The 26,481-nt window shown below is 60.3% G+C and carries 24 protein-coding genes and 2 pseudogenes; 21 read left to right on the forward strand and 5 right to left on the reverse strand.

From position 1 onward, the window contains the following. The first annotated feature begins 153 nt into the window (after positions 1–153). From PQR32_RS12515 to PQR32_RS12525, 3 genes are all read left to right on the forward strand, one after another. Positions 154–753 (forward strand): helix-turn-helix domain-containing protein, encoded by a 600-nt coding sequence (locus tag PQR32_RS12515; RefSeq protein ID WP_408226555.1) that lies wholly within the window; start codon positions 154–156, stop codon positions 751–753. 177 nt (positions 754–930) lie between these two features. Further along, complete coding sequence (locus PQR32_RS12520) at positions 931–1,857, forward strand: fumarylacetoacetate hydrolase family protein (protein ID WP_408226558.1); 927 nt, start codon at positions 931–933, stop codon at positions 1,855–1,857. Positions 1,858–1,871: 14 nt separating this feature from the next. Beyond that, positions 1,872–2,654 carry an N-acyl homoserine lactonase family protein gene (locus PQR32_RS12525; protein ID WP_408226561.1) on the forward strand — a complete coding sequence of 261 codons (783 nt, stop codon included), beginning with the start codon at positions 1,872–1,874 and terminating at the stop codon, positions 2,652–2,654. Between the two features lie 75 nt (positions 2,655–2,729). Here the strand turns inward: PQR32_RS12525 and PQR32_RS12530 are convergent, their stop codons facing one another. Continuing rightward, the gene (locus PQR32_RS12530) at positions 2,730–4,163 is read right to left on the reverse strand and encodes an aminotransferase-like domain-containing protein (protein WP_408226564.1); all 1,434 of its coding nucleotides are present in this window, start codon (positions 4,161–4,163) and stop codon (positions 2,730–2,732) included. A 283-nt stretch (positions 4,164–4,446) separates the two neighbouring features. Here PQR32_RS12530 and PQR32_RS12535 point away from each other — a divergent pair, with 283 nt between their 5' ends. The 6 genes from PQR32_RS12535 (at position 4,447) to PQR32_RS12560 (ending at position 10,540) form a co-directional block, all read left to right on the forward strand. Next, complete coding sequence (locus PQR32_RS12535) at positions 4,447–5,646, forward strand: pyridoxal phosphate-dependent aminotransferase (protein ID WP_408226567.1); 1,200 nt, start codon at positions 4,447–4,449, stop codon at positions 5,644–5,646. Between the two features lie 28 nt (positions 5,647–5,674). Next, on the forward strand, positions 5,675–6,535 hold the full coding sequence (locus tag PQR32_RS12540) for a fumarylacetoacetate hydrolase family protein (RefSeq protein ID WP_408226570.1): 861 nt from the start codon (positions 5,675–5,677) through the stop codon (positions 6,533–6,535). 60 nt (positions 6,536–6,595) lie between these two features. Next, complete coding sequence (locus tag PQR32_RS12545) at positions 6,596–7,312, forward strand: transporter substrate-binding domain-containing protein (protein WP_408226573.1); 717 nt, start codon at positions 6,596–6,598, stop codon at positions 7,310–7,312. 183 nt (positions 7,313–7,495) lie between these two features. Further along, positions 7,496–7,978, forward strand: coding sequence for an MFS transporter (locus tag PQR32_RS12550; protein ID WP_408226576.1), 483 nt, complete (start codon positions 7,496–7,498; stop codon positions 7,976–7,978). Positions 7,979–8,127: 149 nt separating this feature from the next. Then, entirely contained in the window at positions 8,128–9,006 is an 879-nt protein-coding gene (locus PQR32_RS12555) for a PhzF family phenazine biosynthesis protein (RefSeq protein ID WP_408226579.1), read from the forward strand. A 91-nt stretch (positions 9,007–9,097) separates the two neighbouring features. Then, positions 9,098–10,540: an aldehyde dehydrogenase family protein gene (locus PQR32_RS12560; protein WP_408226582.1), complete on the forward strand. Its 1,443-nt coding sequence runs from the start codon at positions 9,098–9,100 to the stop codon at positions 10,538–10,540. A gap of 127 nt (positions 10,541–10,667) precedes the next feature. Here PQR32_RS12560 and PQR32_RS12565 read toward each other — a convergent pair. Further along, positions 10,668–10,805, reverse strand: a pseudogene (locus PQR32_RS12565) (3-keto-5-aminohexanoate cleavage protein); the annotation flags it as partial. A 256-nt stretch (positions 10,806–11,061) separates the two neighbouring features. On the opposite strand from PQR32_RS12565, the gene PQR32_RS12570 reads away from it, so the two are divergent. Beyond that, positions 11,062–11,463 carry a hypothetical protein gene (locus PQR32_RS12570; protein ID WP_408226585.1) on the forward strand — a complete coding sequence of 134 codons (402 nt, stop codon included), beginning with the start codon at positions 11,062–11,064 and terminating at the stop codon, positions 11,461–11,463. A gap of 190 nt (positions 11,464–11,653) precedes the next feature. Further along, positions 11,654–12,102: pseudogene (locus PQR32_RS12575) on the forward strand (epoxide hydrolase); the annotation flags it as partial. Positions 12,103–12,303: 201 nt separating this feature from the next. On the opposite strand, the gene PQR32_RS12580 reads toward PQR32_RS12575, so the two are convergent. Then, complete coding sequence (locus tag PQR32_RS12580; RefSeq protein WP_408226587.1) at positions 12,304–13,371, reverse strand: alkene reductase; 1,068 nt, start codon at positions 13,369–13,371, stop codon at positions 12,304–12,306. Positions 13,372–13,734: 363 nt separating this feature from the next. On the opposite strand from PQR32_RS12580, the gene PQR32_RS12585 reads away from it, so the two are divergent. Beyond that, positions 13,735–14,184 (forward strand): Rrf2 family transcriptional regulator, encoded by a 450-nt coding sequence (locus PQR32_RS12585; protein ID WP_408226590.1) that lies wholly within the window; start codon positions 13,735–13,737, stop codon positions 14,182–14,184. 67 nt (positions 14,185–14,251) lie between these two features. Here the strand turns inward: PQR32_RS12585 and PQR32_RS12590 are convergent, their stop codons facing one another. Next, positions 14,252–15,559 carry an MFS transporter gene (locus tag PQR32_RS12590; RefSeq protein WP_408226593.1) on the reverse strand — a complete coding sequence of 436 codons (1,308 nt, stop codon included), beginning with the start codon at positions 15,557–15,559 and terminating at the stop codon, positions 14,252–14,254. 357 nt (positions 15,560–15,916) lie between these two features. On the opposite strand from PQR32_RS12590, the gene PQR32_RS12595 reads away from it, so the two are divergent. Further along, positions 15,917–17,515 carry an FAD-dependent monooxygenase gene (locus PQR32_RS12595; RefSeq protein WP_408226596.1) on the forward strand — a complete coding sequence of 533 codons (1,599 nt, stop codon included), beginning with the start codon at positions 15,917–15,919 and terminating at the stop codon, positions 17,513–17,515. A 114-nt stretch (positions 17,516–17,629) separates the two neighbouring features. Further along, on the forward strand, positions 17,630–18,427 hold the full coding sequence (locus PQR32_RS12600; RefSeq protein ID WP_408226599.1) for a substrate-binding domain-containing protein: 798 nt from the start codon (positions 17,630–17,632) through the stop codon (positions 18,425–18,427). Positions 18,428–18,601: 174 nt separating this feature from the next. Here PQR32_RS12600 and PQR32_RS12605 read toward each other — a convergent pair whose 3' ends face one another. Next, entirely contained in the window at positions 18,602–19,252 is a 651-nt protein-coding gene (locus PQR32_RS12605) for an FMN-dependent NADH-azoreductase (protein ID WP_408226602.1), read from the reverse strand. Positions 19,253–19,368: 116 nt separating this feature from the next. On the opposite strand from PQR32_RS12605, the gene PQR32_RS12610 reads away from it, so the two are divergent. The 7 genes from PQR32_RS12610 to PQR32_RS12640 all read left to right on the forward strand — a co-directional run bounded on the left by PQR32_RS12610 (position 19,369) and on the right by PQR32_RS12640 (position 26,435). Further along, positions 19,369–20,220 (forward strand): LysR substrate-binding domain-containing protein, encoded by an 852-nt coding sequence (locus PQR32_RS12610; RefSeq protein ID WP_408226605.1) that lies wholly within the window; start codon positions 19,369–19,371, stop codon positions 20,218–20,220. Between the two features lie 224 nt (positions 20,221–20,444). After that, positions 20,445–21,155 (forward strand): SDR family NAD(P)-dependent oxidoreductase, encoded by a 711-nt coding sequence (locus tag PQR32_RS12615; protein ID WP_408226608.1) that lies wholly within the window; start codon positions 20,445–20,447, stop codon positions 21,153–21,155. A 59-nt stretch (positions 21,156–21,214) separates the two neighbouring features. After that, positions 21,215–21,640 carry an organic hydroperoxide resistance protein gene (locus tag PQR32_RS12620; protein ID WP_408226611.1) on the forward strand — a complete coding sequence of 142 codons (426 nt, stop codon included), beginning with the start codon at positions 21,215–21,217 and terminating at the stop codon, positions 21,638–21,640. 200 nt (positions 21,641–21,840) lie between these two features. After that, positions 21,841–22,470: an acrylate utilization transcriptional regulator AcuR gene (gene acuR, locus PQR32_RS12625; protein ID WP_408226614.1), complete on the forward strand. Its 630-nt coding sequence runs from the start codon at positions 21,841–21,843 to the stop codon at positions 22,468–22,470. Positions 22,471–22,557: 87 nt separating this feature from the next. Next, positions 22,558–24,222: a GMC family oxidoreductase gene (locus PQR32_RS12630; RefSeq protein WP_408226617.1), complete on the forward strand. Its 1,665-nt coding sequence runs from the start codon at positions 22,558–22,560 to the stop codon at positions 24,220–24,222. Positions 24,223–24,245: 23 nt separating this feature from the next. Continuing rightward, a complete protein-coding gene (locus PQR32_RS12635) occupies positions 24,246–25,502 on the forward strand; it encodes a CaiB/BaiF CoA transferase family protein (protein WP_408226620.1) in 1,257 nt (418 codons plus the stop codon). Positions 25,503–25,532: 30 nt separating this feature from the next. After that, positions 25,533–26,435 (forward strand): enoyl-CoA hydratase-related protein, encoded by a 903-nt coding sequence (locus PQR32_RS12640; protein ID WP_408226623.1) that lies wholly within the window; start codon positions 25,533–25,535, stop codon positions 26,433–26,435. Positions 26,436–26,481: the final 46 nt, after the last annotated feature.

Below are 26,481 nucleotides of genomic sequence, written 5' to 3' on the forward strand. Positions count from 1 at the left end.
TGGCTCCAATCTTCTTACATGGTAGACACAATCTACTATGGAAGATACACTAGCAGACAGTTAGTGAGCCATCAAGCGTTTTCAAAAAAAGCTTGTGACGATGCGCTAGACTCTCGCCGACCCCCTAATGAACAGTCATAGATGAACAGGCTTATGGCACTTCCACCTGAAGCTGCAGGCGACCACGACGAGTTGAATCAGGAATTTGGGCGGCGCATGCGCGCGCTGCGGGAACGCGGCGAGCTGACACTCGAAGAACTGGCGACGAGGTCTGGCGTGAGTCGAGCGATGCTTTCGAAAGTCGAGCGAGGCGAGAAGAGCCCGACAATCGGGGTAGCAAAACGAATAGCGCATGCGCTCGAGACGACCCTGAGCTTTCTTACCGGCGGCGTCGAGGACCGACAGGCGGTAGTGGTGGTTCGCCGCGATCAGCGGCATATTTTCCGGGACAGTGAAACCGGCTTCGAGCGTCACATTCTTTCCCCGTCAATGGTTGGAGGCCAGGTTGAGCTGCTCCAGCACTGGCTGCCGGCTGGTGTGTCCACGGGCACGATGCCTGCCTATCGAAGCGGAACGGAAAAGCACGTCACCGTGGCAGAAGGGGAGTTGATCGTTTCGCTGCCGGACCAGGAGATCCGGTTGTCGGAGGGAGATACCCTGTTTTTCGAAGCCCGGGTCGAGCACGCTTTCAGCAATCGCTCCAGAAAGCATTGTTCTTATTACCTGGTCATCTCCCGGCGCGACGATAAGTAAAGCAATGGAGACCGCCGGGAAGGTGGTCGTTGACATTCTACTATCGTAGATATATTCTACATAAATGTGTCGACGAGCGTGGCGAGCGATCGGTTTCGTTGTGCCTCGTTCCTGCGACCACCCAGGTCGTCCCGTCTCTTCATCCCGCTTTTTGTCAATTTTCATAAGGAATGCAAATTGAAAAACGCAAACCCCAATCTCGAAGTCGGGGATCTCAGCCTGAAGCTAGCCAATCTTCGCGTTGATGGTGTACTCGCCCTCGGCGCCGAGCTCGATGGCCGAATCGTGAATATCACGCAGGCTGGCGCCAACTTCGACATGCCGGCGCCGCTGGATATGGACGATTTGATCCAGAACTATCGTGCTCCCGATGTATCGGCCATCGTGAACCGTCTTCGGCAGAACGACGGAATCGAATCGGTTGAGGTACATGAGGCCGCTTTCGCCCCTCTCGTCAGCCGACCGCAGAAGATCATCTGCGTGGGGTTCAACTACCGGGCGCACGCAGCGGAGACGGGAACTCCCATTCCCAAGGCGCCCCCGCTCTTCAGCAAGTTTGTGAACGCGCTCAATCACCATGACGGTGATATTGAACTTCCTACTCTAGTGGACAAGGAGTTCGATTACGAAACGGAACTCGTGATCGTGTTCGGGCAGAAGTGCAAGAACGTGTCGAAGGAGAATGCTCTATCCGTCGTTGCGGGTTACGCGGTCGGCAATGACTTCAGTGCCCGAGGTTTGCAGAACATCACGACGCAGTTTACGGCGGGGAAGATGTCGGATGGCTTTGCTCCATTGGGTCCCTGGCTTGTTACTCGCGATCGTGTGCCCGAGCCGAATAACTTGAGGTTGCGAACTTGGGTGAACGGCGAAATCAGGCAGGACAGCAACACCAGCGAAATGATCTTCGACTGCCGCGAGATCATCAGCTACGTGACCGGCATCATGACGATCGAACCGGGCGACATCCTGTTTACCGGAACGCCGCCGGGGGTGATCTGGGGGCAAAAGGTGCCGCGTGACGAGCGTCAATGGCTTAAAGCGGGCGATAAAGTGGTGTCCGCGATCGATGGGCTCGGTGAGCTCGCCGTTCACCTTCGATGAGAACGGAGAAAGCCATGAGCCATGACGCGACAATCGAGCGACTCTACGTTCTCGACGCTGGCATAGCGCAGGTCGAGGATGCATCGATTTACTCTCCCGGATTCAATGTTGGCAAACCTATGACGCTGAGCTGCAACGCGTATCTCATCCGGCATCGCGGACAATGGATGTTATGGGACACCGGCACCCAGGACGATCTGATCGGCGAACCGGAAGGCCGTATCATCGCTCACGGTATCCGCGGAACGATCAGTAAGACGATCGCGTCGCAGCTTACGGAAATCGGGGTTGAGCCCGATGAAATCGGCACGTTGGCGCTTTCGCATGCGCATTACGATCATGCAGGCAATTGCCGGCTGTTCACGAAGGCCGAGTGGATAGTGCAGAAAGCTGAATACGAAGCCATGTTTGGACCGGATCCTGGCGCTTTCGGGTTCAGCCCTGAGTTGTACGGTACGCTTCGTAACAACAAGCTTAGGTTGATCGAGGGTGATCACGATGTCTACGGAGATGGCGCCGTCCGTATCATTTTCACTCCCGGCCATACCCCTGGCCATTGCTCGCTGTTGGTAAATCTTCCCGAGGCAGGACGTGTCCTGTTGAGCGGCGATGTTGCTCATAATCGACGCAACTTCCAATGCAGATGCGTTCCCTCTTTCAATGTCGACGCACTGCAGTCAATTGCGTCGATGAACAGGGTCGAAGAGATTTTGGAGACTGAGGGCGCGACCTTGTTTGTCAATCACGACGTTGTTCAGAATGCAACCTTGCCTCATGCGCCCGACTGGCTCTTCTGATTGCAGTATGCGTAGGTGAGCCGCCGCGTTCCCCGTACAGGCCCCTTTGTTCACCCGTGCATGCGCCAAAGCCGCTCAGCGCGCGAGCTGAGCCTGCGCGAGCCGGGCCAGGCGATGGACGCCGTCTTCGATTCGATCGTTCCAGACATGTCCGGCGCTCAAGCGCAGGCAATTGCGAAAGCGACGGCTCGCAGAGAAGACGTCCCCCGGTGCGAAGCAAACCCCTTGCTCGAGCGCTTCGTCGAAGAGCGCTCGCGAATCGAAACGCCTCGGCAGTTCGAGCCAGAGCACAAAGCCGCCTGCTGGCCGGCTTACTTTCGTGTCGGCCGGGAAGCTTGCCTCGATCGTGCGCGTCATGCGCGCGAGGTTCTCTTCGAAGAGGCGCCGGATGCCGCGCAAGTGCGTATCGTAGGCGCCGCTCTCCAGGAAGTCCGCAAGCGCGACTTGGGGTAAGACGGGGCAGCAGAGGCTGAATGCGAGCTTGCGTTCCATCACCTGCTGCGCATAGGCGCCCGCGGCAATCCAGCCGATCCGGTATCCGGGCGCAAGGCTCTTCGAGAACGAACTGCAGTAGATCGTATTGGCGCCGCCGTCGAGCGCGATGAACGGCTTCGGCCGCTCGCGACCGAAGTGGATGTCGCCGTAGACGTCGTCTTCGATGAGCGGCACGGCGTGGCGCGCGAGCAGGGCGAGGAGCGCCCGCTTGTCGGCCTCGGCCATTGTGGAGCCGAGCGGATTGTTGAAATTCGATGACAGCGCGCAGGCCGCCACCGGCTCCGTATCGAGCAAGCGTGCGAGCGCGCCGACGTCGATGCCGCGAGTCGGGTCCGTCGGAAGCTCGAATGCCTTCAGGCCAAGCATTTCGAGCGTATGTAGTAATCCGAAGTAAGTGGGCGATTCAACCGCGATCGTATCGCCGCGCCTGGCGACGGAGGTAAGCGCGAGGGTCAGCGCCTCGGTGCAGCCGTTCGTGACGACCAGGTCGTCGGGCGACTGCGCGTGCCCGAAGCGCATCGCCCGCTTCGCGATTTCGCGACGCAGGCGCGGGTCGCCTTGCGGTGCGCAATAGATGTTGTAGCGCGTGCCGTGTTGACGTGCTGCACGCGCGAGCGCGAGGTCGAGCCGCGTCGATTGCAGCAGCGCCGCGTCGGGTACGGCGCAGCCAAGCGGCACGAGCGCCGGGTTCGATGCGTGCTCGAGCAGTGCCGCGACGGCTCCGCTGATCGACACGGCCGACGCTTTCGCGCGCGGTCGCGAGACCGAAGGTAACGCGAGTGCACCGCGGCGCGAGGCTGCGACGTAAAAGCCTGACTGCGGCCGCGCGACCAGGATGCCGCGGTCTTCGAGCAGGCGATACGCCTGTAGCGTCGTGGAGATACTGATGCGGTGCTGTTCGCTGACGGCGCGCACGGATGGCAGGCGCGTGCCCGGCGCGAGCGCGCCATTGTCGATCATGTCGACGATGAGCTCGGCCAACCGCTCGTAGCGGTACGGAGTGGGCGTGTTCATGGAAGCGCTCATAACGGAGTAATCCACGATTATCGATGCGGCGCGCCCGGCTCGCCAAGGGGAATTGTGATGGTCCATTCCGCAGAAAATTGTGACTGTTACGGTCGATCTTTGGGCGCTACGATGCAAGCGTCGCGATCACGTCCGAAAGATCCCGGACGCCGCACCGCAGCAAAGCGCTGCGCACAGCTGTGACTGCTATCAGGGCTGTGCTGGAGCAGCCGTTCGACTGCTTGCAACGGATCGGCTGACGAACAATTCACAGCAAATACAAGGCAAAAGCATGCAGCGTATTGAACGGAATTTCGATGAACGACAGCAGCCTGGCCTCAGCGGATCGAATGCCATCGAGTGGCGCGGGAGATTTCCTCACAATGAGATCATTTCACTTCTCAACGTAAATCGGCCGTTCAATCTGGCGGAGAGCACGTCGCAGGACCTGACGGTCGGCGAACTCCTGGATCTGGCTGGTCTCGAGAATATCCGCAATCTGAAGCTTGGCTATGGCACATCCGCTGGGTCGACCGCGCTTCGTGAGGCAATTGCCGAGGGCTGCAACGTTCCAGCCGAGCAGATCATCACGACACAAGGTACCGCGCTGGGTCTGTTTCTTCTCGCTTTCGAAGTTTGCCGGTCCGGCGACGAAGCTGTCCTCGCGACACCCTGCTTTCCGCCGAGCCGTGATTGCCTTCTCGGAGCCGGCGTTAGCGTCCGCGAGATCAAGCTCTCGTTCGAGAATGGCTATCGGCTGGACCTGGACCAGATCGACGCAAGCCTGTCGGCGAGTACGAAGCTGGTCAGTATTGCTTCGCCACAGAATCCAGGTGGTATTCAGACGTCTCGTGCCGACATCGAGAAGCTTCTTGTCTTGCTGGAAAAGCGGTCTCCGGACGCGATACTTTTCATCGACGAGACCTATCGGGAGGCCACCTATGGCGACAATGCAGTGGTCGAGAGTTTCGCGGGACTCGATTCACGTATCGTCACCGGCGCGTCGGTATCGAAGGCGCTCGGCGCGCCGGGCTTGCGGACAGGTTGGCTCACCGTGGTGGACGCGGATCTTCGGGAGCGTCTGGCCGTCGCCAAAATGAACACCGTGATCTCGGGATCGGTTCTTGACGAGACGCTCGCCACAGCGCTTCTGCGCAACAGGGAGGGTGTGCTCGCATCACGGCGCCGGTTGCTCGCAGGTGCACTTCAGGAGTTGGCGCGTTGGTGTGAGAGGGAGCACGGGCGTGTCGAGTGGGTGCGCCCTGACGCCGGCGCGTTGTGCTGCCTGCGCCTGCGCTCCGACGCATTCGACGAGATTGCTGTCTCGCGCTTCTGGGATCTGCTACCAGGTCGTGACTTGCAACTGGCATCCGGCACATGGTTCGGTGAAAGCAGCCGTGTATTCCGGCTGGGCTTTGGCTACCTGCCGCCTGCGCGCCTCGGACCCGCACTGTCCGCTCTTTCAATGACTATGGACGCCGCTACGGCATGACGTGCCGGAATAGCCGGGAAACATCGCGATGAAACTTGTCCGATTTGGTCCGCCTGGCGACGAGCGGCCAGGTATTCTCGACGCCTCCGGAACGGTGCGCGACGCTAGCAGCCTGGCCCGCGATTGGTCAGGGAGCGCGTTGGAGACAAACTTCTTGAGCGAAATATCGCGGGCTGATTTTTCGCGGCTAGCGGAAGCGCCTACAGGGTCCCGCCTTGGTTGCCCGATAGCAGTGCCGGGCAAAATCGTATGCGTGGGATTGAACTACGCGGATCACGCTGAGGAAACCGGCTTCGAACTGCCGCGCGAGCCGCTCGTGTTCTTCAAGTCTCCGACTGCGCTGAGCGGACCATTTGACCCAATCGTCATTCCGGCGACTGCCAATGCGGTTGACTGGGAAGTCGAACTCGCGGTGGTAATGGGCGGCGTGGCGCGCAACGTTCGCCCCGAGGAGGCCGCGTCGCTCATCGCTGGCGTCACAATCGCCAACGACGTCACCGACCGGCATTGGCAGTTTGAGCGCGGAGGCCAATGGAGCAAGGCGAAAAGCGCGGACACCTTCGCTCCTCTCGGGCCCTGGCTGGTCACGCTGGATGAGCTTCCCGCGTCGCTCGATCTCAGGATCTGGTTGAAAAAAAATGGCGTGCCTCGACAGGAAAGCCGTACCAGCAGGTTGGTTTTTCCCGTCAGCCAGATCATTGCCCATCTAAGTGAATTCATGACCTTGTTGCCCGGCGATCTCCTCCTGACTGGAACGCCTCACGGCGTTGCGTACAACAAGCCAGAGCCAGACTATCTGAAGCAAGGCGACACCATTACTTGCGGAATCGAGAGGCTCGGTTCCCAGCGCTGCGCGGTTCAGGCAGCAGTGTCATCGATGCACAAATGAATCGCCAGGCCCAACGGCGGGCGACCGGAATCTCAACTGCTGGACATGTGGAGCACAGCTATGAAAGTAAGAATCGCATATCTCGAGGAACCGCCTTTCTACTGGACGGGTGAAGATCATTCGGTGACGGGGGCCGACATCGAACTGGCCGAGGTGGTGCTTCGGGCGATCGGTGTGTCCTCCATCGAACATCAGTTGACCTCGTTCGAAGAACTTCTGCCTGGCGTGCAGGAAGGCCGGTGGGACATGAACGTCCCCATTTTCGTGACAGCCGAGCGCGCCGGGCGCGTTGCGTTCAGCGTGCCGGTCTGGGCACTGGGCGATGGATTCCTGCTTCGTCAGGGCAATCCGAAAGCGCTGACGGGCTACGGGGCCGTCGCGGCGCGGGACGACGCGCGGCTTGGAATCGTCGCCGGGACAGTTCAGCTCGACTCTGCAAAGTCGGCCGGCGTGAGCGATAGCCAGATCGTGGCGTTCACGGGCCAAGCCGACGCGATCGACGCGCTGCTCGCGGGACGAATCGACGCATACGCGAGCACGGCGGTTGGAAGCCGTGTCCTTGCCAGTGCCAATAAAGAGCTGGAAGTTGTTGCGCACGAAAAGAGCAAGGAAGGCGGAGCACCTGTCGGCGCGTTCTCGTTCAGCAAGAGCAATCCTGGCCTTCTGCGGGCGGTGAATGAGCAACTTCGCAAGTACCTCGGTTCGGCTGATCACCGTGCCCGCATGGCCAGGTACGGTCTCACACAGACGGAGCTCGATAGCGTAAGCGAGGCCTGAACGGAATGATGCACAATGCCGGGCGTCGGCGGACGCCCGTGCAACGCCTGTCGCCATACGTCCGCCACAGAATCCGTGTGCGCCGACGACGCTACGCGCCGGCCCGGCGATCCGCCGCACGGACATTACCTCGACCTCTGCATACTGCTCTGCTTCTATTCGATAAGTTTCTGGATGCCCACGATGCTGCGCGATGCCGGCGTCAGAAGTGCGATCGGGATCGGTGCCCTGATGGCGATACCCAATGGGTTGGCGGTTGTCATGGTTCTGGTAACCGGGATCAGTTCTGACCGGTTCCGGGAGCGTCGCTGGCATGTCGCCGTGCCGTTGCTTTGGTCAGCGTTTGGCATGATTGCAAGCGCTTTTTTCCCGGCTAACGTCGCCGCTATAGTCATCCTTCTCTCGATGGCAAACGCCGGGGCAGCAGCAGCGATGCCGGTGATCTTGGCGCTTCCGTCGACGTTTCTTCGCGGCAGGGCAGCCGCCGCCGGTATTGCATTCGCGTGCTCGATTGCCAACCTTGGAGGCTTCGCGAGTGCCTATTTCCTTGGCTGGCTCAAGGATCAGACACATAGCGTGGGCGCTGGTGTCATCACGTTCGGTATCTGTCTGCTCCTGGGTTGCGTGCTGGCGTTGGCGATGCCGAAGCGGATCGTCAACCGGTGAGCGCATGCCATTCCCGCCGGGCGAAATTGTGACGGTCGAATGGGCGAAAAACTGTGACTGTTACGGTTGGGCTGCACGCGCTACGATGCATGCGTTCCACTTGCATCTAAAGAATGCCCAGATGTCCACGGGAGTCAGACGAGGCGAACATGAAACGATCTTATAAAGTGGTTGACGTATTCACCTCCAGGCCGCTTCTGGGCAATCCGGTGGCCGTGGTATTGGACGCGGAGGGCCTGACCGCTGACGCGATGCAAGCTGTCGCGCGCTGGACTAACCTTTCAGAAACGACCTTTGTCCTTCCGCCCACGACAGCCGGGGCCGACTATCGGTTGAGGATCTTCACGCCGCGCAGTGAGCTTCCCTTCGCAGGACATCCAACCCTGGGCAGTGCTCACGCCGTCGTGGAAGCTGGGCGCGTCACACCTCGCGGAAGCGGTCGATTGATTCAGCAATGCGGCATCGGCCTCGTTGAGTTGACGCTCGAGGAGCGAGGCGCAGACCGCGAGCTTACGTTCGACCTGCCACCTGCGAAGTTGGAGCCGCTGAACGCGGCAGACGTGGCGGAGCTGGAGCTTATCCTCGGGTGCAAAGTGGGTCTCAAGGCTGCGCCAGGTATCGTGAATGTCGGCGCCATCTGGATTGTGGCGCATCTGAACGATGCCGCTTCCGTACTCAATCTTCGGCCGGATCTCGCGCGGTTGGCGGAGCTCGAGCGCCGCCTCGGCGTCACGGGCCTGACCGTATTCGGCACTCGCGAGCATGGAGACGATGCGGCAATAGAAGTGCGTACCTTCGCGCCATCCTGTGGGGTGGACGAGGATCCGGTCTGCGGAAGCGGCAACGGGAGCGTGGCTGCCTTCCTGTGGCAGCGCGGCCTGTTGCCGCCAGGCGGAACAGATTACGTGGCTGCTCAAGGACGGTGCGTCGGTCGAGATGGCCGAGTACAGGTAAGCGTGGATGCGAACGGAAATGTGCGCGTGGGCGGTTCCTGCGTCACATCTCTGGAAGGTCTGCTTACGCTCTAGACAGGGACCGGACGCGAGACGCGCTGAAACGGGTTGCGCGCTGGTTTCTGACATTTTCCGCATTCGAAAGAAAGGACGCAGGCGCCTCGAAATGAATTCCGCATTCCCCATTGACTCATCGCCCGGCTTCATCTCGGTCACCAATCCTTTCAATGGCGTCGAAGTCGGCACTGTCGTGAACATTCCACCGGAAGGCGCGCAGGTGCTGATCCAGACCGCCAGGGATGGCGCGCGCGTTTGCCGTAACCTGTCCCGTCACGAACGGGCTCGCGTGCTCGAGACCTGCGCTTCGCTCGTGGAGCGTGATAGGGACGCATTTGCCAGTCTCATCGTCGCGGAAGCGGGCAAGACGATCAAGCAGGCCAGGAAGGAAGTGCTGCGGTGTGTGAACACCCTCAAGCTATCCGCCGATGAGGCGCGTCGAAACGCAGGCGAGGTCGTGCCGTTCGACGCGTATGGCGGATCGGAAAACCGCCAGGGATGGTTCACCCGGGAACCTCTCGGCATTATCGTTGCCATCACGCCGTACAACGATCCACTCAACCTGGTAGCGCACAAGCTCGGGCCGGCGATTGCTGGTGGCAATGCCGTCGTTCTCAAGCCATCCGAACTCACGCCGCTTTCGGCGATCAAGCTCGTTGGATATCTGGTGGCGGCAGGCATGCCACCGAACGTCGTGTCGGTCGCGACGGGTGGCGCAGCGCTCGGCGAAGCACTCGTCTCATCCCGGGACGTCAGAATGGTTTCCTTTACGGGTGGATTCGCGACCGGAGAGAAAATAGCCAGCTCCGCAGGCCTCAAAAAGCTTGCCATGGATCTGGGAGGTAACGCTCCAGTCATCGTCCTGGGTGACTGCGACCTTGAGGACGCCGTTGAGTCGTGCGTGTCTGGAGCGTACTGGGCCGCAGGCCAGAACTGTATAGGCACGCAGCGCATTCTGGTCCAGTCGTCCATCTATGACGCGTTCAGGAAGCGTTTCGTCGCCGGCACAAAAGCGCTCAAGACGGGCAATCCCGCGTTACCTGACACGGACGTTGGGCCGATGATCACAGCTCAGTCAGGCGCCCGGACGAAGCGCGTGGTGGATGCCGCGATCAGCCAGGGAGCCAACCTGCTGTGCGGCAATACTCAGGACGGTTCGCTTTACGCTCCAACGGTGCTTGAGGACGTCAGCTTCGAATGCGACCTTTGGAAGCAGGAAGTATTCAGCCCGGTTGTCGTTCTTCAGCGGGTTGAGACACTGGATGAGGCGCTTTCGCTCGCCAACAGCTCCGAATACAGTTTGCATGCCGGCATCTTCACAAATGATCTGCATGCGGCGCTCAAGGCGGCCGACAAGCTGGAGGCTGGCGGGGTCATGATTAACGACTCGTCGGACTACAGATTCGATGCCATGCCGTTCGGAGGATTCAAGTACGGAAGCCTGGGCCGCGAAGGTGTCAGATTTGCGTACGAGGAAATGACTCAACCGAAGGTCGTGTGCATCAGGAAGGCGGTACATGGAAACCAGGAACATTCAGCAACGACCCGATAAGGATCAACCGGACGGTAGCCGGCTTCGTGGCGTGGGCAGCCAGCCACGTTGATGTAGCGCATCCATAGTCGGATAGCCTTCCGGCAGCGGCGATTCGAAATCCGGCGGCGCCGCGAGCAGCGCGCCCACCGCCCATCTGGATGATCAGGTCGGGTACTTCGGCGCGTACGCCCGCAATCAGTTCGTTGAACTTCGCGAGCCGCTTCGATCCCTTGCCATCGAGTTCGCGCACATGCAGGTGAAGGACTGTCGCGCCGGCGCTGGACGTGGGCACTGGAGCGTTCGATTGTTATATTCGGGCGGATATAACCTGAGGAAGATGGATGGAGCTCCGGTCAAAACGGCGGCCGTCCAGTCGCGGTGTAGTATTCGCCCATGTACGGGTTCTTGCCCAGCCTCGACGGCGTGCAGATCTGACGCATCCATGACGGGGACGGCAATCTGGTTAAAGGGCCTGGAGAGCGCTCCAACGAAACGTATGGTGGCGTCGGCCGTGACAACGGCATTGATGGGAATACATCATGTCAACCGAGTGGAAACGACGCGCCAGGCTGTTTATCCAGCGTTTCTGGCAGCCGACCAGCGCGTGCATGACCTGCATGCCGGGGAGCTGGGGCAATGTCATGAGCCTTGCCCACTGGACGATTGCATTCCATACCGGTCTGCTCACTGGACTCCTGGCCGTACTGTTGACCTTCACACCTGCGTCGAAGCTCTACGGGCATCGATACGGCAATGCGCTGGTCGTCGGCCTCCTGACGACGGTAGGCGACGCCTATTCGCACGCGAGTCACTACCGCATCCCTTATGTCGAGCACATCGTGACGGGTGCTATCTCAGGTCTTTTGACGCTGGTTGCCTCATATCTCTTCGAAGACCGCGCACGTCGCCTTCGGGCGGCATGGGCTCGGGTTTTCGGATAGCTTGTCCGTTGACGTTCAGAATCCTCCCGGTCGAACCGAACGAGGCTCCCGGGTTTGGTTACGCGTCATTGCTGGGAAGTCTGCGCGTGGGCAACGGCGTTCGGGTAGGCGCATGACATCGTGATTCCTTCGCTGCCGGCTACGGTTTTTCAGGCAAGCCGACTACGACCGGCTGGGATCCTGCACGTGTCTCGGCTACGCGCAAGAGATGGCGAACCGTCCGCAGGCCTTATATGGATCGAAGATTCACCTGTCGGCCTCGCTGCGTGGATGCTCGATCACGACACCGCCGGTCAGGCAATGATCGCGCGCGTCTTTGACGGCCAGACCGAGGGGCTGACGCGAGACGACGTTCTCGACAATGTCATGCTCTATTGGTTGACGAATACGGGCGTTTCGTCAGCGCGGCTGTATTGGGAAAACAAGCTCAACTTCTTTGGCCGAAGCACGTTGCGATCCCCGTTGCCGTCAGCGTGTTTCCGGATGAGATCTACGCGGCCCCGCAGAACTGGACAGAGAAGGCGTATACGAAGCTGATTCACTACAACCGCCTTCCGAAAGGCGGGCATTTTCGCGGCATGGGAGCAGCCGCAGGTGTTCGTGGAGGAAGTTCGCTTGGGCTTCCGGACGCTGCGCTGACCGTACAAAATGCGATTGACGCCACTATGGGGTCAATCGCACTCTTCGGTGATCCATAGCAGCCATATATTGCGGACAGGTCAGTCAATAGATCACCTCAACCGCATCCTGCCGAATGGCGTCTTCCTTGCGCACTGCAACTGACAGGCCTTCGTCGCATCTATGAAGACCCGCGAAGATGTCATCCATCGCGCGTCTGCTTCACACGGTTTCAGCTAGCAGCGGATAGTCGTTGTAGCCGGTTTCGTCGTCCGCGTAGATGGTTTCCGGATTGACCGCATTGAGCGGCGCACCGCGTCGAAAGCGCTCCACCAGATCAGGGTTGGCGATAAAAGGACGCCCAAACGCTGCCGCGTCTGCATCGCCGCGTTCGATGGCCAGTTCCGCAGTCTCCCTCGTCAGCCCTTCATTGAGGATGTAGGCCCCTTTGAAGATACGCCGCACGTCACGGCCGATGCGATCATCGCCGCGATCCAGCGACTCGCGCGCGAAAATGAAAGCGATATTGCGCGCGTTGAGTTGCTCGGCGACATAAGTGAACAGCGCGCGCGGATCCGAGTCGCGCATGGAGTATGAACTCGACATCAGGTTCAGATGCACGCCGATGCGGTCCGCGGGCCAAACCGTGAGCAACGCATCGACTGCCTCCAGCAGGAAGCGCGCGCGATTCTCGATCGAGCCGCCATAACGGTCGGTCCGCAGGTTCGATCCGTCGTGCAGGAACTGATCGAACAGGTAACCATTTGCCGCATGAAGCTCGACACCATCAAAACCGGCGCGTTGTGCGTTTGCGGCGCCAACCCGGAAATCCTCGACGATGCCGGGAATTTCTTCGGTCTCCAGCGCGCGCGGTACCGTGTACGGGCGCTGAGGCCGCACGCGGGTGACATGGCCTTCCGGCGCAATGGCACTGGGGGCGACCGGAAGTTGGCCGTCGTGGTAGAGCGGGTCGGAAACTCGCCCGACGTGCCACAGCTGCGAAACGATCAGGCCACCTGCATCGTGTACCGCTGAAGTCACCTCTTTCCAGCCGGCAATCTGCTTCTCGCTCCAGATGCCCGGCGTGTTGGGGTAGCCAACGCCCTGAGGCGTGACGGAAGTGGCTTCGGTAATGACAAGTCCTGCGCTCGCACGCAGCGCGTAGTGGTGCGCGTTGAGGTCACCTGGACTGCGCTCGTCGAACGCGCGCATGCGCGTGAGCGGTGCCATGACAATGCGGTTCGACAACTTCAGCGCGCCAATCTGGATAGGATCGAAGAGTGTGGACATCTGCGGGCTTCTCATTTCGGTGTTGAAAGTAGCAAGACGGCCGCTCCGTTTCCATTGACCATGGAACGTGGCACGCCATACGTTTATCGTCACAACATACTCGATGTAACAATAGTTGTTACAACATAAACCATCCAGGCCATCAACACAAGTCTCTTGTCATGAACGGGCGCCGTCGATGAGACACGAATGACGCGAGCGGGGTTGATCCGGCACGCCGATGGACGGTGCGCGTAGCCTGAAATCGGCCGTCTTTTAAGGCGGGGAACGCGCTATGCCGCCGGATTCATCAAGCGCGTCAGGATTGACTACCCATGCTGTAACGAATATAGTTACAACTAGACTGACTAACACGGGCTTTCTATGAGCGCCAACAGCCGCTTGACCGTGGCGACCCACATCCTGGCGTGGATGGCGCTCGTCGCACGGCGCACTGCTGACCCGGTCACGTCCGATCGGATCGCTGCGAGCGTCAACACCAATCCGGTGGTGATTCGTCGTACGCTTGGGTTGCTTGCGAAAGGCGGCCTTGTCGAGAGTTATCGCGGTGTCAATGCGGGATGGCGTCTGACGAGGAGTGCGGACGCAATCAGTTTGCTCGACGTCTTCAGTGCACTTGAAGAGGGTGCGCGCTTCGCGCTGCATCCTTCGAAACCCAGTCAGGCGTGTCCCGTCGGTCGAGGCATCGGGTCGACGCTGAGCCACGTCTATGATTCCATCGACGATGGCGTTCGAAAGACGCTTGCCGCCACGACGATCGAAGCGGTACTCACAGATACTCTTGCATCGCAACCATCGAAAAAGCGCGGCTGAATCGGCCTCTAGCCGACAAGATGGTTCAGACGCAGCGATAGGCGTCAATGCATGCGCGCGCGCCGGTTCAGGTTTCGAAGCGCCGTTCCTTGAAAAGCATCAGCGCACAGAAGCTCACCGCGCACGCCGGCGCCGCATACCAGGCTGCGGACATGGGATCGCCAGTCCACTTGATCAATGCCGTCACGATGAACTGAGCGGTACCGCCGAACAAGGCAACGTGCAGCGCATGCGAAACGGCCATGCCGCTGGCGCGCACCCGCGCAGGAAGCGCTTCGAGCACAAGCAGGGCGACCGCGACGGCGCTGAGCGCCACCGTTGTGCTGATGAGCCCGACGCCGCACAGGATAGGCAGCGCGCTGGTCGCGCGGGTAATCATCACAAAGACCGGATAGATCAGAAGCGCCGTGCATCCAGAGGCGAGGAGGGCCAGTGGCTTGCGGCGAGGCAGGCGGTCTATGAGACGGCCGGCCAGCGGCGGAATGACGACGAGTAGCAGCGCAGACAACGCGGAAGCCAGAAATCCGGTGACGGCGGGCATGTGCATCACGCGAGTCGCATAGCTCGGCATGAAGTAGACGATCGCGTAGACCGGTATGGTTTGCCCCATCATCATCAGCATCGCCAGCAGGATCGTCGTCCCATGTTCGCGACACAGTTCGGCGAGCGGTGTGCCGGCATTTCTGGCGGTGCTGGTGGGAATCGGATCATCGCGAAGCCGGTGGCGAACGTAGAGGCCGACTGGCGCGATCAGGAGACCGATCAGGAATGGAATCCGCCAGCCCCACGAAGCAAGAGCAGCCGGTGACAGTGTGCTGGTGAGTAGCACGCCCAGGGTTGCGCCCAGCAACGCGGCCGCGCCCTGGCTGGCGAGCTGCCAGCTAACCAGATAGCCGCGACGCGATACGGGACCCGCCTCGAGCACGAAGGTCGCGGCAACCCCGATGTCGCCGCCGAGGGCCAAGCCCTGCAACGATCGACCGGCAATGACGACCAGCGGCGCAATCACGCCTATGCTGGCAAACGACGGGCACAGGGCGAGCGCGGCGGTTCCCAGAGCCATCATCCAGCTGGTCCTTGTCATCGCTGCGCGGCGTCCCACGCGGTCCGCGTAAGCGCCGATGATCATCGCGCCAACAGGCCGCATGAAAAAGCCGACGCCGAATGTACCGACGGCCCACAGTAATGAAGTCATCGGGTCGTGCGCCGGGAAGAACCGGTCTCCGATCATCACCGCGAAGAATCCGAACACGGTGAAATCGAACATTTCGAGGCCAGTCACAAGCGATGCTGCGACAACGGTTTTGAGAAGCTCGCGGGGATTGTCCTGATTGCCGGACGGCTGGTCGCACGTCGCGAAGGGAGGCGTGAACATTCTTTTGTAGGGTCGTCAGTAATGGCGCATGAGCTTCACGTTGAAAACGCATTCTCGCTACGCGGCGCATTGCACGGTCGGGCTTCCGGGTGCGGGCAGGAATGGAGATTCGACACAACTGCGTGAAATGTCGAAATTGCGCGCAAACAGTTGAAATCGGGACTACATTTTGACAGAAGCTGCGGAGTGACGCTCCCGATATGCGTAAGCTGTTTGCACGAGCTGCCGCAGTCCGATGCTTGCGCGAACACGAGAGCGCGTCTTTGTCACCCCGCGAATCTCGGCAATTTGTATAAGGAATCGATAGTCCGGCGTGACACGCAGCCGTCCCGCCGCTCATCTTGAGGATTCGTTGACATGTCGAATGATGCTCCAGACATACTGATCGTCGGCGCCGGCCCGGTCGGTCTATTGCTCGCGACAGAGTTGCGACGCGACGGCGTCGATGTGCGCCTCGTCGACCGTATGCCCGCCCGGATTTTCTATTGCAAGGCGCTCGGGATTACCCCACGCACCATCGAAATTTTCGAAGACATCGGCATTGCCCGACGCGCGATCGACGCTGGCGTATGGCTCACCGGCGTTCAAACGTGGCAGGACGGTACCCCCGTGCCCGCACGCAGCATGAGCATTCAGGGGCAAGGCCTGCCGTACGGTTCGTTGTCGCTCGCGCAGTTCGAAACGGAACGCCTGCTCGAGGCCGCACTCGCTGCGCAGGGCGGACGTGTGGAGTATGGCGTCGAGTTGGTCGCTTTCGAAGAGCGCGAGGGTGCGGTCCATGCGCAACTCACCGACCCTGACGGGCAAACGCACACCGTGCGTTGCCGTTGGCTCGTGGGCTGCGATGGCGCGCACAGCAAGGTTCGCTCGACGCTCGGTCTTGCGTTCGAAGGCGGTCAATACCCGCAAACATTCGCGCTCGCCGATCTCGACGTGGAATGGGACCTGCCCCGAGGACCCATGTATCGTTTCGACTGGAGTGCGGGGGCACGCCCGAAAACTTCGCTCGCGGCGGTTCCGGTTCGGGGCTCGGAGCAACGCTACCGGCTCTCGGTCATCGTGCCCGAAGACCGGGCGGCGCTCGTCGATACCCCGTCGCCCGATTTCGATACGATGTGCGATCTGCTCCTGCCGGCTTTGCCGGATAACACGCGGCTGTCGTCGATGCGCTGGTCATCGGTCTACCGCGTCAGCCATCGCATCGTGCCTGCTTATGCCCAGGGCCGCGTGTTCATTGCCGGCGACGCGGCACATATCCATCCTCCGGTGGGCGGTCAGGGTATGAATACGGGGTTGCAGGATGCACACAATCTGGCGTGGAAGCTATCGCTCGCGGCGAGGGGCCTCGCACAGCCTGAATTGCTCGAGAGCTATTCGCAAGAACGGCATCCCGTCGGGGTCGACGTCGTCCGGTCGACGAGCGCGGCGCTGAATGCGGTGTTCGCTCGCGAGGCGGCGACACCGGCCATGCGCGAAACCCAGTTGCTCGTCACCTATCGAGGCAGCCGCATCGTCGCCGACGAGTGTCCCGAGATGGACGCGATGTCACCCGCGCCCGGCGACCGTGTTCCCGAAGTGGGCGGTCTCCAGCAAACGTTCGTCGGCCATGCGCAGCGCCTGCATGAATATGTCGGCCGAGGGCGGCATGTCCTGCTCGGCTATATCGATGCACCCGGCGCACAATACGATGCGTTCGTCGAGGGTTGCTCTGCGCTCGATGTCCTGCCTCGTGAGTTGGCGTCTGCGGTGCTGATCGCGGCACCCGGATGTGAAGTGCCTCCCAATGAGCGGTTCACTGTGCTCACGGATGCGGCAAATGAATTCACTATCGCGTTTCGTGCTTCAGGCGGCACCGTGTGGGGGGTGCGGCCTGACGCGCATATCGGCTGGCGTAGCCGCCTCTGCTCGACAGAGGCGGTGAAAGGATGGTTACGGCGTTGGTTACAGGTCGATTGATTTTCGGGGCGGCGGCGCGGGTGGAACCAGACGAATTGCCGGCTAACATCATGACTGGCATCCGGACTCGATGCATATCCGGACCAGGTTATTCGATCGACATGGGGCGGGGCCGTGACCATCCGCAAGCTGAAGGTTCGCGCACTGGCGTTCTGTGTAGCGGGCGCGTTATTGGGCAGTGGGGCCGCATGGGCAGACGAAGTCAAGGTGATGATTTCGGGCGGGTTTGCGTCGGCCTATCGCGAACTGGGCCCGCAATTCTCAGAGGCGACCGGCCGTAAGCTAATCACCGTCTGGGGGCCCGCGGTGGGTACGGCGGCGAATGCGATTCCTGTGCGGCTTGCGCGCGGCGAGTGGGCCGACGTGCTGATCGTGGCTGGGTATGCGCTCGACGAACAGATCAATGCGGGCAAGGTCTTGCCTGACAGTAAGGTGGACTTCGCACGCTCGGCAATCGGCATGGTGGTTCGCCAGGGGACGCCGAAGCCGGACATCAGCTCGGTCGACGCATTGCGGCGAGCGCTGCTCGCGGCGAAGTCGATCGTCTATCCGGACAGCCCGAGCGGCGTCTTTGTCGGCAGTGAACTGTTCTGGCGTCTCGGCATCGCGGGGCGGATGGAAAGCAAGAGCCGCATGATTCCGGCCGGGCAGGTCGCCGATGCCGTCGCGAATGGAGAAGCTGAGCTCGGAATTCAACAGGTCGTCGAACTGTTACCGGTGAAGGGGGTGACCGTGGTCGGCAGTTTGCCCGCAGAAGTGCAGTGGTACACGGTGTTCTCCGGGGGCATCGCCACCAGCGCGAAAAATCCAGCCGGCGCAGAGGCGCTGATCCAGTTTCTATCGTCGCCGGATGCGGCGCCCGCGATTTCGAAGACTGGGCTCGAACCGCTTCCGGCGACGCCCGCGAACTGAGCGAAACGCGTGTCCTATGCGCCGTTCGACCTGCGTGGCCGGCGAACTTTCCGGGTTCAGCCATGAGCGGTCAGCCGCCTCGTTGTCGTGATGGACACGGCACGCAAGAGAGCGGCGCTAATAGATCCAGAGATGGGTCATCAACGACGGGCTGCCCGGTCGCCGCGCCATATTTCATTTGCCGACTGAAACGGAAGCCGTCCGCACAAGCGCCATGGCCTGCTCGCGTGCAGCCTGTCTTGCCGCGTGATCGACTTCGGGACCAAGGAGTGTTTTCTCGACGACAATCGATTTAACGTCGGTCACGCCGACGGATCGCAGCCACGCTTCCATGAACGGCCGCTGAAAATCGAACGAATGGGCGGGTGTGCTCGATCCCACTGAATAGTCGAGGCCTCTCGCATAAATGACCACCGCTTTCTTGTTTTTCAGCAAGCCCTGCAGCCCACGCTCATCGAACGAGAACAGGATGCCGCGCTGCGACACGACGTCGATGAAATGCTTGAGCTTGTAGGGAATGGAAAAATTCCATAGCGGCACGGAGAACAGCAACGTATCCGCGTCGTGCAATCGCTGCGCGAGTTCCCGGATGCTCGTCCACGCCTGCTGCTGGTCTTCGGTGAGCGGTGTGCCGCTCAGGTCCGCATATTTGGCGTCGAGCGCGTTGCCGTCGAACTCCGGCAGTTCGACCGACCACAGATCGAGCACGTCGATCCGATGATCCGGATGAGCGTCGCGATAGGCGTCCAGATACGCGCGTGCGACGTCGAGGGACGCAGACCGCTTCTTACGTGGCGACGATTCGATATGCAGCAAGGTAGGCATGGCACTACTCCGGGTGGGTTAGGAGTCGCCATCACAACATATTTCAATTCAAAATATAAACGAAGTATCATCGCCGTATTCAGTTTAATTCGCACTATATATGCAGGGACTCGCCCATGTTCGATACTGTCCTGCTGCGATCTTTCGTTGCTGTGGTTCAGGAGGGCGGCTTCACGCTTGCCGCCGCCCGTCTCAATCTGACGCAGTCTGCCGTCAGCGCGCATCTGCGGCGTCTGGAAAAACAGACCGGTCGCGACCTGCTCGCGCGCACCACGCGCTCGGTCACGCTCACGGCGGACGGCGAGCTGCTGCTGGGTTATGCGCGGGCGATCCTCGCACTCAATCATGATGCGCAGGCGCAGCTCTCGCGCGGACCGAGCGAGGGCGCGATTCGTGTCGGACTTTCCGAAGACCTCGCCAACGTCAGGCTGATGAACGTCATGCAGACGTTCGCGGTGCGCTACCCGCGCATCGCGTTCAGCGTCCGGGTTGGCATTCCCGCCGAACTGCTGCACGCGATGGATCAGGCCGAACTGGACATGGTGATCGGCGGTCGCTGCGAGGGCGCCCGTTCTGGACGCGTGCTGTGGTGCGAGCCATTGGTGTGGGCCGGCGCGGAATGGGCGTCGCTTACGCCTGGCGCTCCGGTGCCGCTTGCGGTGCTGCCGGAACCGTGCCCGTATCGTGAGGCTGCACTGGCCGCGCTCGCTCGCGCTGGCATCGACTACCGCATTGCGCTGGTGTGCTCGAGCGGCGCTGGCCTATGCGCCGCAGCGCAGGCCGGCTTTGCGGTGACGCCAGTCGTGCAGACTCAACTCGTGCACGGCTTGCACGTAGTGCCGCCGGATGCCGGCTTGCCTTCACTGCCCGATGTCGAGTTCACGATTTTCACTGCGGCGGGTGCAGCCGCGCCCGTCGCCGACGAACTGGGAAACGCTATCGCGTTGGCATTCGTGAACAAGGGGTGACGCAGAGCGAGCGCCAGTGATCTGCCAAAGATAGGGAATCAAAACCTCGCTCGACCCACCTTAACCCCATGAACCATGGGGCTGCGATCCGATTTGTTCCGCGCGCGAAAAATAGTTTGTCCACGGCGGGTATTTGCTCGACGCATAAATACACCTAGATTAGGCACGCATCGGAGCCGCCGGCCCGGTGGGCAAGAGAGCCCAATCCAAATTTCGAGGTTTGAATGAGCGCATCGCAAAAGGTCGTAGTCGTTACGGGTGCATCGCAAGGTATTGGTGCAGAGACTGTCAAAGCATTCCGCAAGCTTGACTATCGGATCGTCGCAACGGCACGCAGCATCAAGCCGTCCGACGATCCCGGCATTCTGACGGTGGCGGGTGACATCGCTGACCCGGCGACGGCGCATCGTGTCATTACGGAAGGCGTGGCGCGCTTTGGCCGCATCGACACGCTGATCAACAACGCCGGTATCTTTATCGCAAAGCCGTTTACCGGTTATACCGCTGAAGACTACGCTGCGGTGACGGGCGTGAATCTGAACGGTTTCTTCTACATCACGCAGTTGGCGATCGCTGAAATGGAGAAGAACAAGAGCGGCCATGTGGTCAGTATCACGACCAGTCTGGCCGACCACGCCATCGACGGTGTGCCGTCGGTGCTGGCATCGCTGACGAAAGGCGGTTTGAACGCGGCCACGAAGTCGCTCGCCATTGAATACGCGAAGCGCGGCATCCGCGCGAACGCGGTCGCACCCGGTATCATGAAGTCGCCGATGCATGCACCCGAAACGCACGCGGCACTCGGCGCACTCCACCCGATGGGCCACATGGGCGAGATGAGCGATATCGTGAACGCGATCCTGTATCTGGATGCGGCGCCATTCGTGACGGGCGAAATCCTGCATGTGGACGGCGGTCAGAGCGCTGGGCACTAAGGCATCATCGGGCGCTACCGGTTGCGCCCGTTAACTGACTTATCGATAAGGAGCTGGCAATGTCGATCGAAAATGTTCTCTACCGTGCTCACGCAGAGGTTACGGGAGGCCGCGAAGGGCGCGCCGTGGCGCCCGAGAGTGGACTGGACCTGAAGCTGACGAGGCCGAAGGGATTGGGTGGAAAGGGCGAGAAGGGCACAAACCCCGAAGAACTTTTTGCGGCTGGTTACAGCGCATGCTTTATCGGTGCGATGCAATTCGTTGCTGCGCGCGACAAAATTGCTATCCCTGCTGATGTGTCGGTGAACGGCATTGTGGGCATCGGCCCCATTCCCAATGGCTTCGGCATCGAAGTCGAGTTGAAGATATCGTTGCCGGGCATGGCACGCGAAGCGGCTCAGGACTTCATCAACAGAGCCCATATTGTGTGCCCTTATTCGAACGCAACGCGGAACAACATAGACGTGACGCTTACGCTCGTCTAAGCCGCAATTCTGTTCGGTGATCTGCGGGTCGCCCTGGTGATTGACGACCTGCAGGGCCGTGGCTTCCGATGCGCGTCGCGCAAGGCAGTCTTGAGTCGAAGTGCGATGTCTTTAGAGAGGAAAGCCGGACGTAGTTGCCCAACGTAGCAACGCGCGCTATTGCCTTGCATTTCGTAGACGAGCGGTCTAATATCGGTGACATGGATACGCATATCGCACCGCGCCGTAGAGGGCGTCCACCGAAAGAACTTGCAGGCTATAGCGAAACCCGAGAACTTCTCGTGCGCGCTGGAGTGGTTGCGCTCACGGAAAAAGGCTTCTCTGCAACTGGACTCGACGAAATCCTGCGTAGCGTGAACGTGCCAAAGGGCTCGTTCTACCACTACTTCGGAAGCAAGGAAGCGTTCGGCCTCGAATTGATCGACCGCTACGCGATGTATTTCGCGAGAAAGCTCGATCAGTTCCTCACGGACGAATCTAAATCGCCCCTGAAGCGCTTGCAGGATTTCGTCTCGGACGCAGAGGCAGGGATGGGGCGTTACGGCTTTCGGCGTGGGTGTCTCGTGGGCAATCTCGGGCAGGAAATGGCCGTACTCCCGGAAGCTCATCGTGTACGGCTGCGCGAGGTTTTTGCCGATTGGGAAGCCCGCACAGCGCGGTGCCTGATCGAAGCGCAGGCTGCGGGCGAGATTGCGGAAGGGGTCGATTGCTCGCAACTTGCCGCATTTTTCTGGATAGGCTGGGAGGGCGCGGTGTTGAGGGCGAAGCTCGAAGGCGGGCCTGAAGCGTTGCGCACTTTTGCGAACGTTTTTTTCGCTGCGCTCGGTTAGGCCGCTTTTTTTTCTATTTTTATAGACGATCGGTCTAATTTAGGCAGGCAGCGCTGGAAGCCGCTCGCATAGACAAATAGGATGCACATGCAAAGTACGACATTTGACTTTATTGTGATTGGCGCCGGTTCCGCAGGCAGCCTGCTCGCGAATCGTCTGAGCGCCGACAAAACCAGAAATGTTCTCCTGGTCGAGGCGGGCGGCACCGATGACTACATGTGGATCCATATTCCTGTCGGCTATTTATATTGCGTCGACAATCCGCGCACGGACTGGCAATTCCGCACTGAGCCGGACAAAGGCCTCAATGGCCGGCAGATTCTTTATCCACGTGGCAAAACGTTGGGCGGATGCTCCAGCATCAACGGGATGATCTACATGCGTGGCCAGGCTCGCGATTACGATCATTGGGCGGACCTGACGGGCGATCCGGAATGGAAATGGAACAACTCATTGAAGGACTTCAAGGCTCACGAAGACTTCTACAAACTCGATCCGAAACAGCGTGAACTGCTGAACAGCAATGTCGACACGATCGCAAAGGCTCACGGAAGCGGCGGCGAGTGGCGTGTCGAGAAGCAGCGTCTCAAGTGGGAAATCCTTGATGCGTTCGCCAAAGCGGCGGAGCAGGCGGGCATTCCTATCATCGACGATTTCAACACTGGTGATAATTTCGGCGTCAGCTATTTTGACGTCACGCAGAAAGACGGCTGGCGCTGGAATACTTCGAAGGCGTTCCTGCGTCCGATCAAACACCGGTCGAATCTCACGACGTGGACCCGCTCCCACGTGAAGAAGCTCAGGATTGACCGTGACAAAAACGGTGTGCTGCGTTGCACCGGTGCGGAGATTGTTCGCGATGGCGAGCTCGTGTCGGTGAGCGCCGCTCGCGAAGTCGTGCTCAGCGCCGGTGCGATCGGTTCGCCGCATATTCTGCAGCACTCGGGTATTGGGCCGGCGTCTCTGTTGAAGAAGCACGGCATCGATATTGTCCAACACACACCGGGTGTCGGTGCAAACTTGCAGGACCACCTTCAGATCCGCGCGGTCTACCAGGTTGAAAACTGCGAGACGCTGAACGTTCTGGCGTCGAGCATGGTCGGCAAGGCGAAGATCGGCCTCGAATATGCGCTGCACCGTTCGGGTCCGATGAGCATGGCGCCCTCCCAACTCGGGGCCTTTACCAGAAGCGATCCGTCAAGGAAGCACGCCAACATCGAGTATCACGTGCAGCCGCTGAGTCTCGATGCTTTCGGGCAGCCGCTGCACACGTTCCCGGCGTTCACCGCCAGTGTCGCCAATGTGAACCCGACAAGCCGTGGCACGGTGCACATCAGGAGCGGCAACTTTGAGGATGCGCCAGCTATTGCGCCGAATTACCTCAGCACGGAAGACGATCGACAAGTCGCTGTCGACAGCCTCCGTTTGACGCGACACATCGCGAGCCAGGCGGCCCTCGCGAAATACAGGCCGCAAGAATACAAGCCGGGTCCGCAGTACGAATCGGATGCCGAACTCACAAAACTGGCCGGTGACATCGCCACCACGATCTTCCACCCCGTGGGTACTGTGCAGATGGGCACGTTCGCGGATCCGAATGTTGTCGTCGACAGCCATCTTCGCGTGCGCGGCGTCGCGGGACTTCGGGTGGTGGACGCGAGCGTGATGCCCACGATCACCAGCGGCAATACGAGCTCCCCCACCATGATGATCGCCGAGAAAGCTTCGCACTGGATTCAGCAAGGCGTTTGACTTTATTCAATCAGGAATTGGCCATGACTGAGAACAAAACCGGGGTGAAAAAGCGCTTGCCCCTTGAAGGAATCACGGTGATCGACTTCTCGCGTGTGCTGTCGGGACCGTATTGCGCCATGACGCTTGCCGACCTCGGAGCACGCGTCATCAAGATAGAGCGTGTGGGCACGGGAGACGATACTCGAGCGTTCGGTCCGTTCGTCGACGACGAATCGGCGTACTTCATGTGCTTCAACCGCGGAAAGGAGAGCATTGCGCTCGACTTCAAGTCCCCGCGTGACCGCGAACTTCTCGGCCGCTTGCTGGACAAGGCCGACGTGGTGGTCGAGAACTTCCGGCCCGGCGTGATGGAGCGGCTCGGCTACGGCGCAGAGCAATTGGCAAGGACGCATCCGCACATCGTCTATGCATCGATTTCCGGCTTTGGCCACACCGGCCCGTTCAAGGATCTGCCAGGCTACGACACCGTCGTGCAGGCTATGGGCGGAGTCATGAGTCTGACGGGTTGGCCCGACACTCAGCCGGCACGTGTTGGCACCGCCTTCGGGGACCTCGGTGCAGCACTATTCGCCGTGATAGGCATCCTGGCAGGGCTTTACAAGCGCTCCAGAGATGCCCAAGGCACGCACGTAGACATCGCGATGCTGGATTGTCAGGCCGCGTTGATGGAAACGGCGTTCGCCAGGTTTGACGTCGAAAAGAAGGTGCCTACGAGGACTGGCGACGCCCACCCGTCGCTCGCGCCGTTCGAAAGCTTTGCTGCCCAGGATGGTCGATTCATCATTGCCGCAGGTAACGATCAGCTTTTTCTGTTGATGGCGGACGCCTTGGGTGTGCCGGAAGTGGCCTTCGCCCCGTTGTTCCTGACGAACGATCTCCGCGTGCAAAACCGGCCCGCCATGATCGAGGCCATTGAGCGGGTAACCCGCTGCGCACCGGTCAGTGTCTGGCTCGAGAAGCTGAACGAGGCTGGCGTGCCCTGTGCCCCGATCAACACGATCGACAAGGTCATCGATCATCCGCAACTGCACGCGCGCAACATGTTCATCCAGGTCCAGAGCAAGTCCGAGCGGAAAGTGAAAACAGCCGGTAATCCGATCAAGATGAGCACCTCACCCGATGAGGACGTCACGGTGGTCAGGAGAGCGCCGGCAGTGGACGAGCATCGCGAAGCGATTCTGGCTGAGTTGATGGTTTCGTCGGGCGCGTATGCGTCGCAGGCTGATTCCGAATCAGACGTCGATGAGACGAAGCGCTCCACAAGCCTTGCAGCATGACGCCGCAATTTTCAACTGACAGGTGACTATATGAAGACCGACATTTCAGCAGTGCGTGAAGTATCCGCGAAGCAAACCAGGACGCAAACGATCGAACCGGATGCGGGACCCGCTGCCGCGGGCGCGAATGCAGATGCCGTCGGCGCCGCGTCGGAAAACGGTGTGTACGAAACCATCAAGATCGATCGAAGGGAGCGCGTGGGTCTGATCACGCTCTACCGCCCGAAGAACCTGAATGCGCTCAATGTTCAGATGTCGCGCGAGGTGCTCGCAGCGCTGACGACATTTGATCAGGATGATGGAATCGGCGCCATCGTGATCACGGGCAATGCGCGCGCATTCGCGGCAGGGGCGGACATCGAGGAAATGGCCGACAGGTCCTTCGCCGATTGGCACGCGAAAGACCTGTTCGCCGAATGGGATCGCATTCGAACCATTTCGAAACCGGTCATCGCGGCCGTTGGCGGCTATGCACTCGGCGGCGGCTGCGAACTGGCGATGGCCTGCGATTTCATCATTGCGGCCCACGATGCCCAATTCGGCCAACCGGAGATCAAGCTCGGGATTCCGCCTGGTATTGGCGGTTCGCAGCGCTTGACACGTGCAGTCGGAAAGTCGCTTGCGATGGATCTGATTCTTACTGGCCGGAATCTGGCCGCTGACGAGGCATTCGCAGCCGGCCTCGTTGCGCGCGTTGTTCCGTCGAGCGACTTGCTGCAAACTGCGCTCGAGACAGCGCATACCATCGCCGGTTACAACCTGCCGGCCGTACGGCTGGCCAAGGAGGCGGTCAATCGCGCATTCGAGACGCCGCTGAGCGAGGGCGTGTTGCACGAGCGTCGACTTTTTCAGGCCGCCTTCGCGACCGAAGGTCAAAAGGAAGGCATGTACGCGTTCCTGGCCAAGCGCGCTCCTGTCTTCCGCCATCGATGAGCCACGACTTATCGTCAGTAATGGGCAGAGCGCGTCCCAAATGCCT

It is taken from the genome of Paraburkholderia dipogonis (assembly GCF_046027395.1).
Classification (GTDB): domain Bacteria; phylum Pseudomonadota; class Gammaproteobacteria; order Burkholderiales; family Burkholderiaceae; genus Paraburkholderia; species Paraburkholderia dipogonis_A.

Bases quoted from the DNA above. Each gene is read 5' to 3' on its own strand.
- PQR32_RS12515 (WP_408226555.1), top strand. From the start codon at position 154: ATGGCACTTCCACCTGAAGCTGCAGGCGACCACGACGAGTTGAATCAG.
- PQR32_RS12525 (WP_408226561.1), top strand. From the start codon at position 1,872: ATGAGCCATGACGCGACAATCGAGCGACTCTACGTTCTCGACGCTGGC.
- PQR32_RS12530 (WP_408226564.1), bottom strand. From the start codon at position 4,163: ATGAACACGCCCACTCCGTACCGCTACGAGCGGTTGGCCGAGCTCATC.
- PQR32_RS12535 (WP_408226567.1), top strand. From the start codon at position 4,447: ATGCAGCGTATTGAACGGAATTTCGATGAACGACAGCAGCCTGGCCTC.
- PQR32_RS12540 (WP_408226570.1), top strand. From the start codon at position 5,675: ATGAAACTTGTCCGATTTGGTCCGCCTGGCGACGAGCGGCCAGGTATT.
- PQR32_RS12545 (WP_408226573.1), top strand. From the start codon at position 6,596: ATGAAAGTAAGAATCGCATATCTCGAGGAACCGCCTTTCTACTGGACG.
- PQR32_RS12550 (WP_408226576.1), top strand. From the start codon at position 7,496: ATGCTGCGCGATGCCGGCGTCAGAAGTGCGATCGGGATCGGTGCCCTG.
- PQR32_RS12555 (WP_408226579.1), top strand. From the start codon at position 8,128: ATGAAACGATCTTATAAAGTGGTTGACGTATTCACCTCCAGGCCGCTT.
- PQR32_RS12560 (WP_408226582.1), top strand. From the start codon at position 9,098: ATGAATTCCGCATTCCCCATTGACTCATCGCCCGGCTTCATCTCGGTC.
- PQR32_RS12570 (WP_408226585.1), top strand. From the start codon at position 11,062: ATGTCAACCGAGTGGAAACGACGCGCCAGGCTGTTTATCCAGCGTTTC.
- PQR32_RS12580 (WP_408226587.1), bottom strand. From the start codon at position 13,371: ATGTCCACACTCTTCGATCCTATCCAGATTGGCGCGCTGAAGTTGTCG.
- PQR32_RS12585 (WP_408226590.1), top strand. From the start codon at position 13,735: ATGAGCGCCAACAGCCGCTTGACCGTGGCGACCCACATCCTGGCGTGG.
- PQR32_RS12590 (WP_408226593.1), bottom strand. From the start codon at position 15,559: ATGTTCACGCCTCCCTTCGCGACGTGCGACCAGCCGTCCGGCAATCAG.
- PQR32_RS12595 (WP_408226596.1), top strand. From the start codon at position 15,917: ATGTCGAATGATGCTCCAGACATACTGATCGTCGGCGCCGGCCCGGTC.
- PQR32_RS12605 (WP_408226602.1), bottom strand. From the start codon at position 19,252: ATGCCTACCTTGCTGCATATCGAATCGTCGCCACGTAAGAAGCGGTCT.
- PQR32_RS12610 (WP_408226605.1), top strand. From the start codon at position 19,369: ATGTTCGATACTGTCCTGCTGCGATCTTTCGTTGCTGTGGTTCAGGAG.
- PQR32_RS12615 (WP_408226608.1), top strand. From the start codon at position 20,445: ATGAGCGCATCGCAAAAGGTCGTAGTCGTTACGGGTGCATCGCAAGGT.
- PQR32_RS12620 (WP_408226611.1), top strand. From the start codon at position 21,215: ATGTCGATCGAAAATGTTCTCTACCGTGCTCACGCAGAGGTTACGGGA.
- acuR (WP_408226614.1), top strand. From the start codon at position 21,841: ATGGATACGCATATCGCACCGCGCCGTAGAGGGCGTCCACCGAAAGAA.
- PQR32_RS12630 (WP_408226617.1), top strand. From the start codon at position 22,558: ATGCAAAGTACGACATTTGACTTTATTGTGATTGGCGCCGGTTCCGCA.
- PQR32_RS12635 (WP_408226620.1), top strand. From the start codon at position 24,246: ATGACTGAGAACAAAACCGGGGTGAAAAAGCGCTTGCCCCTTGAAGGA.
- PQR32_RS12640 (WP_408226623.1), top strand. From the start codon at position 25,533: ATGAAGACCGACATTTCAGCAGTGCGTGAAGTATCCGCGAAGCAAACC.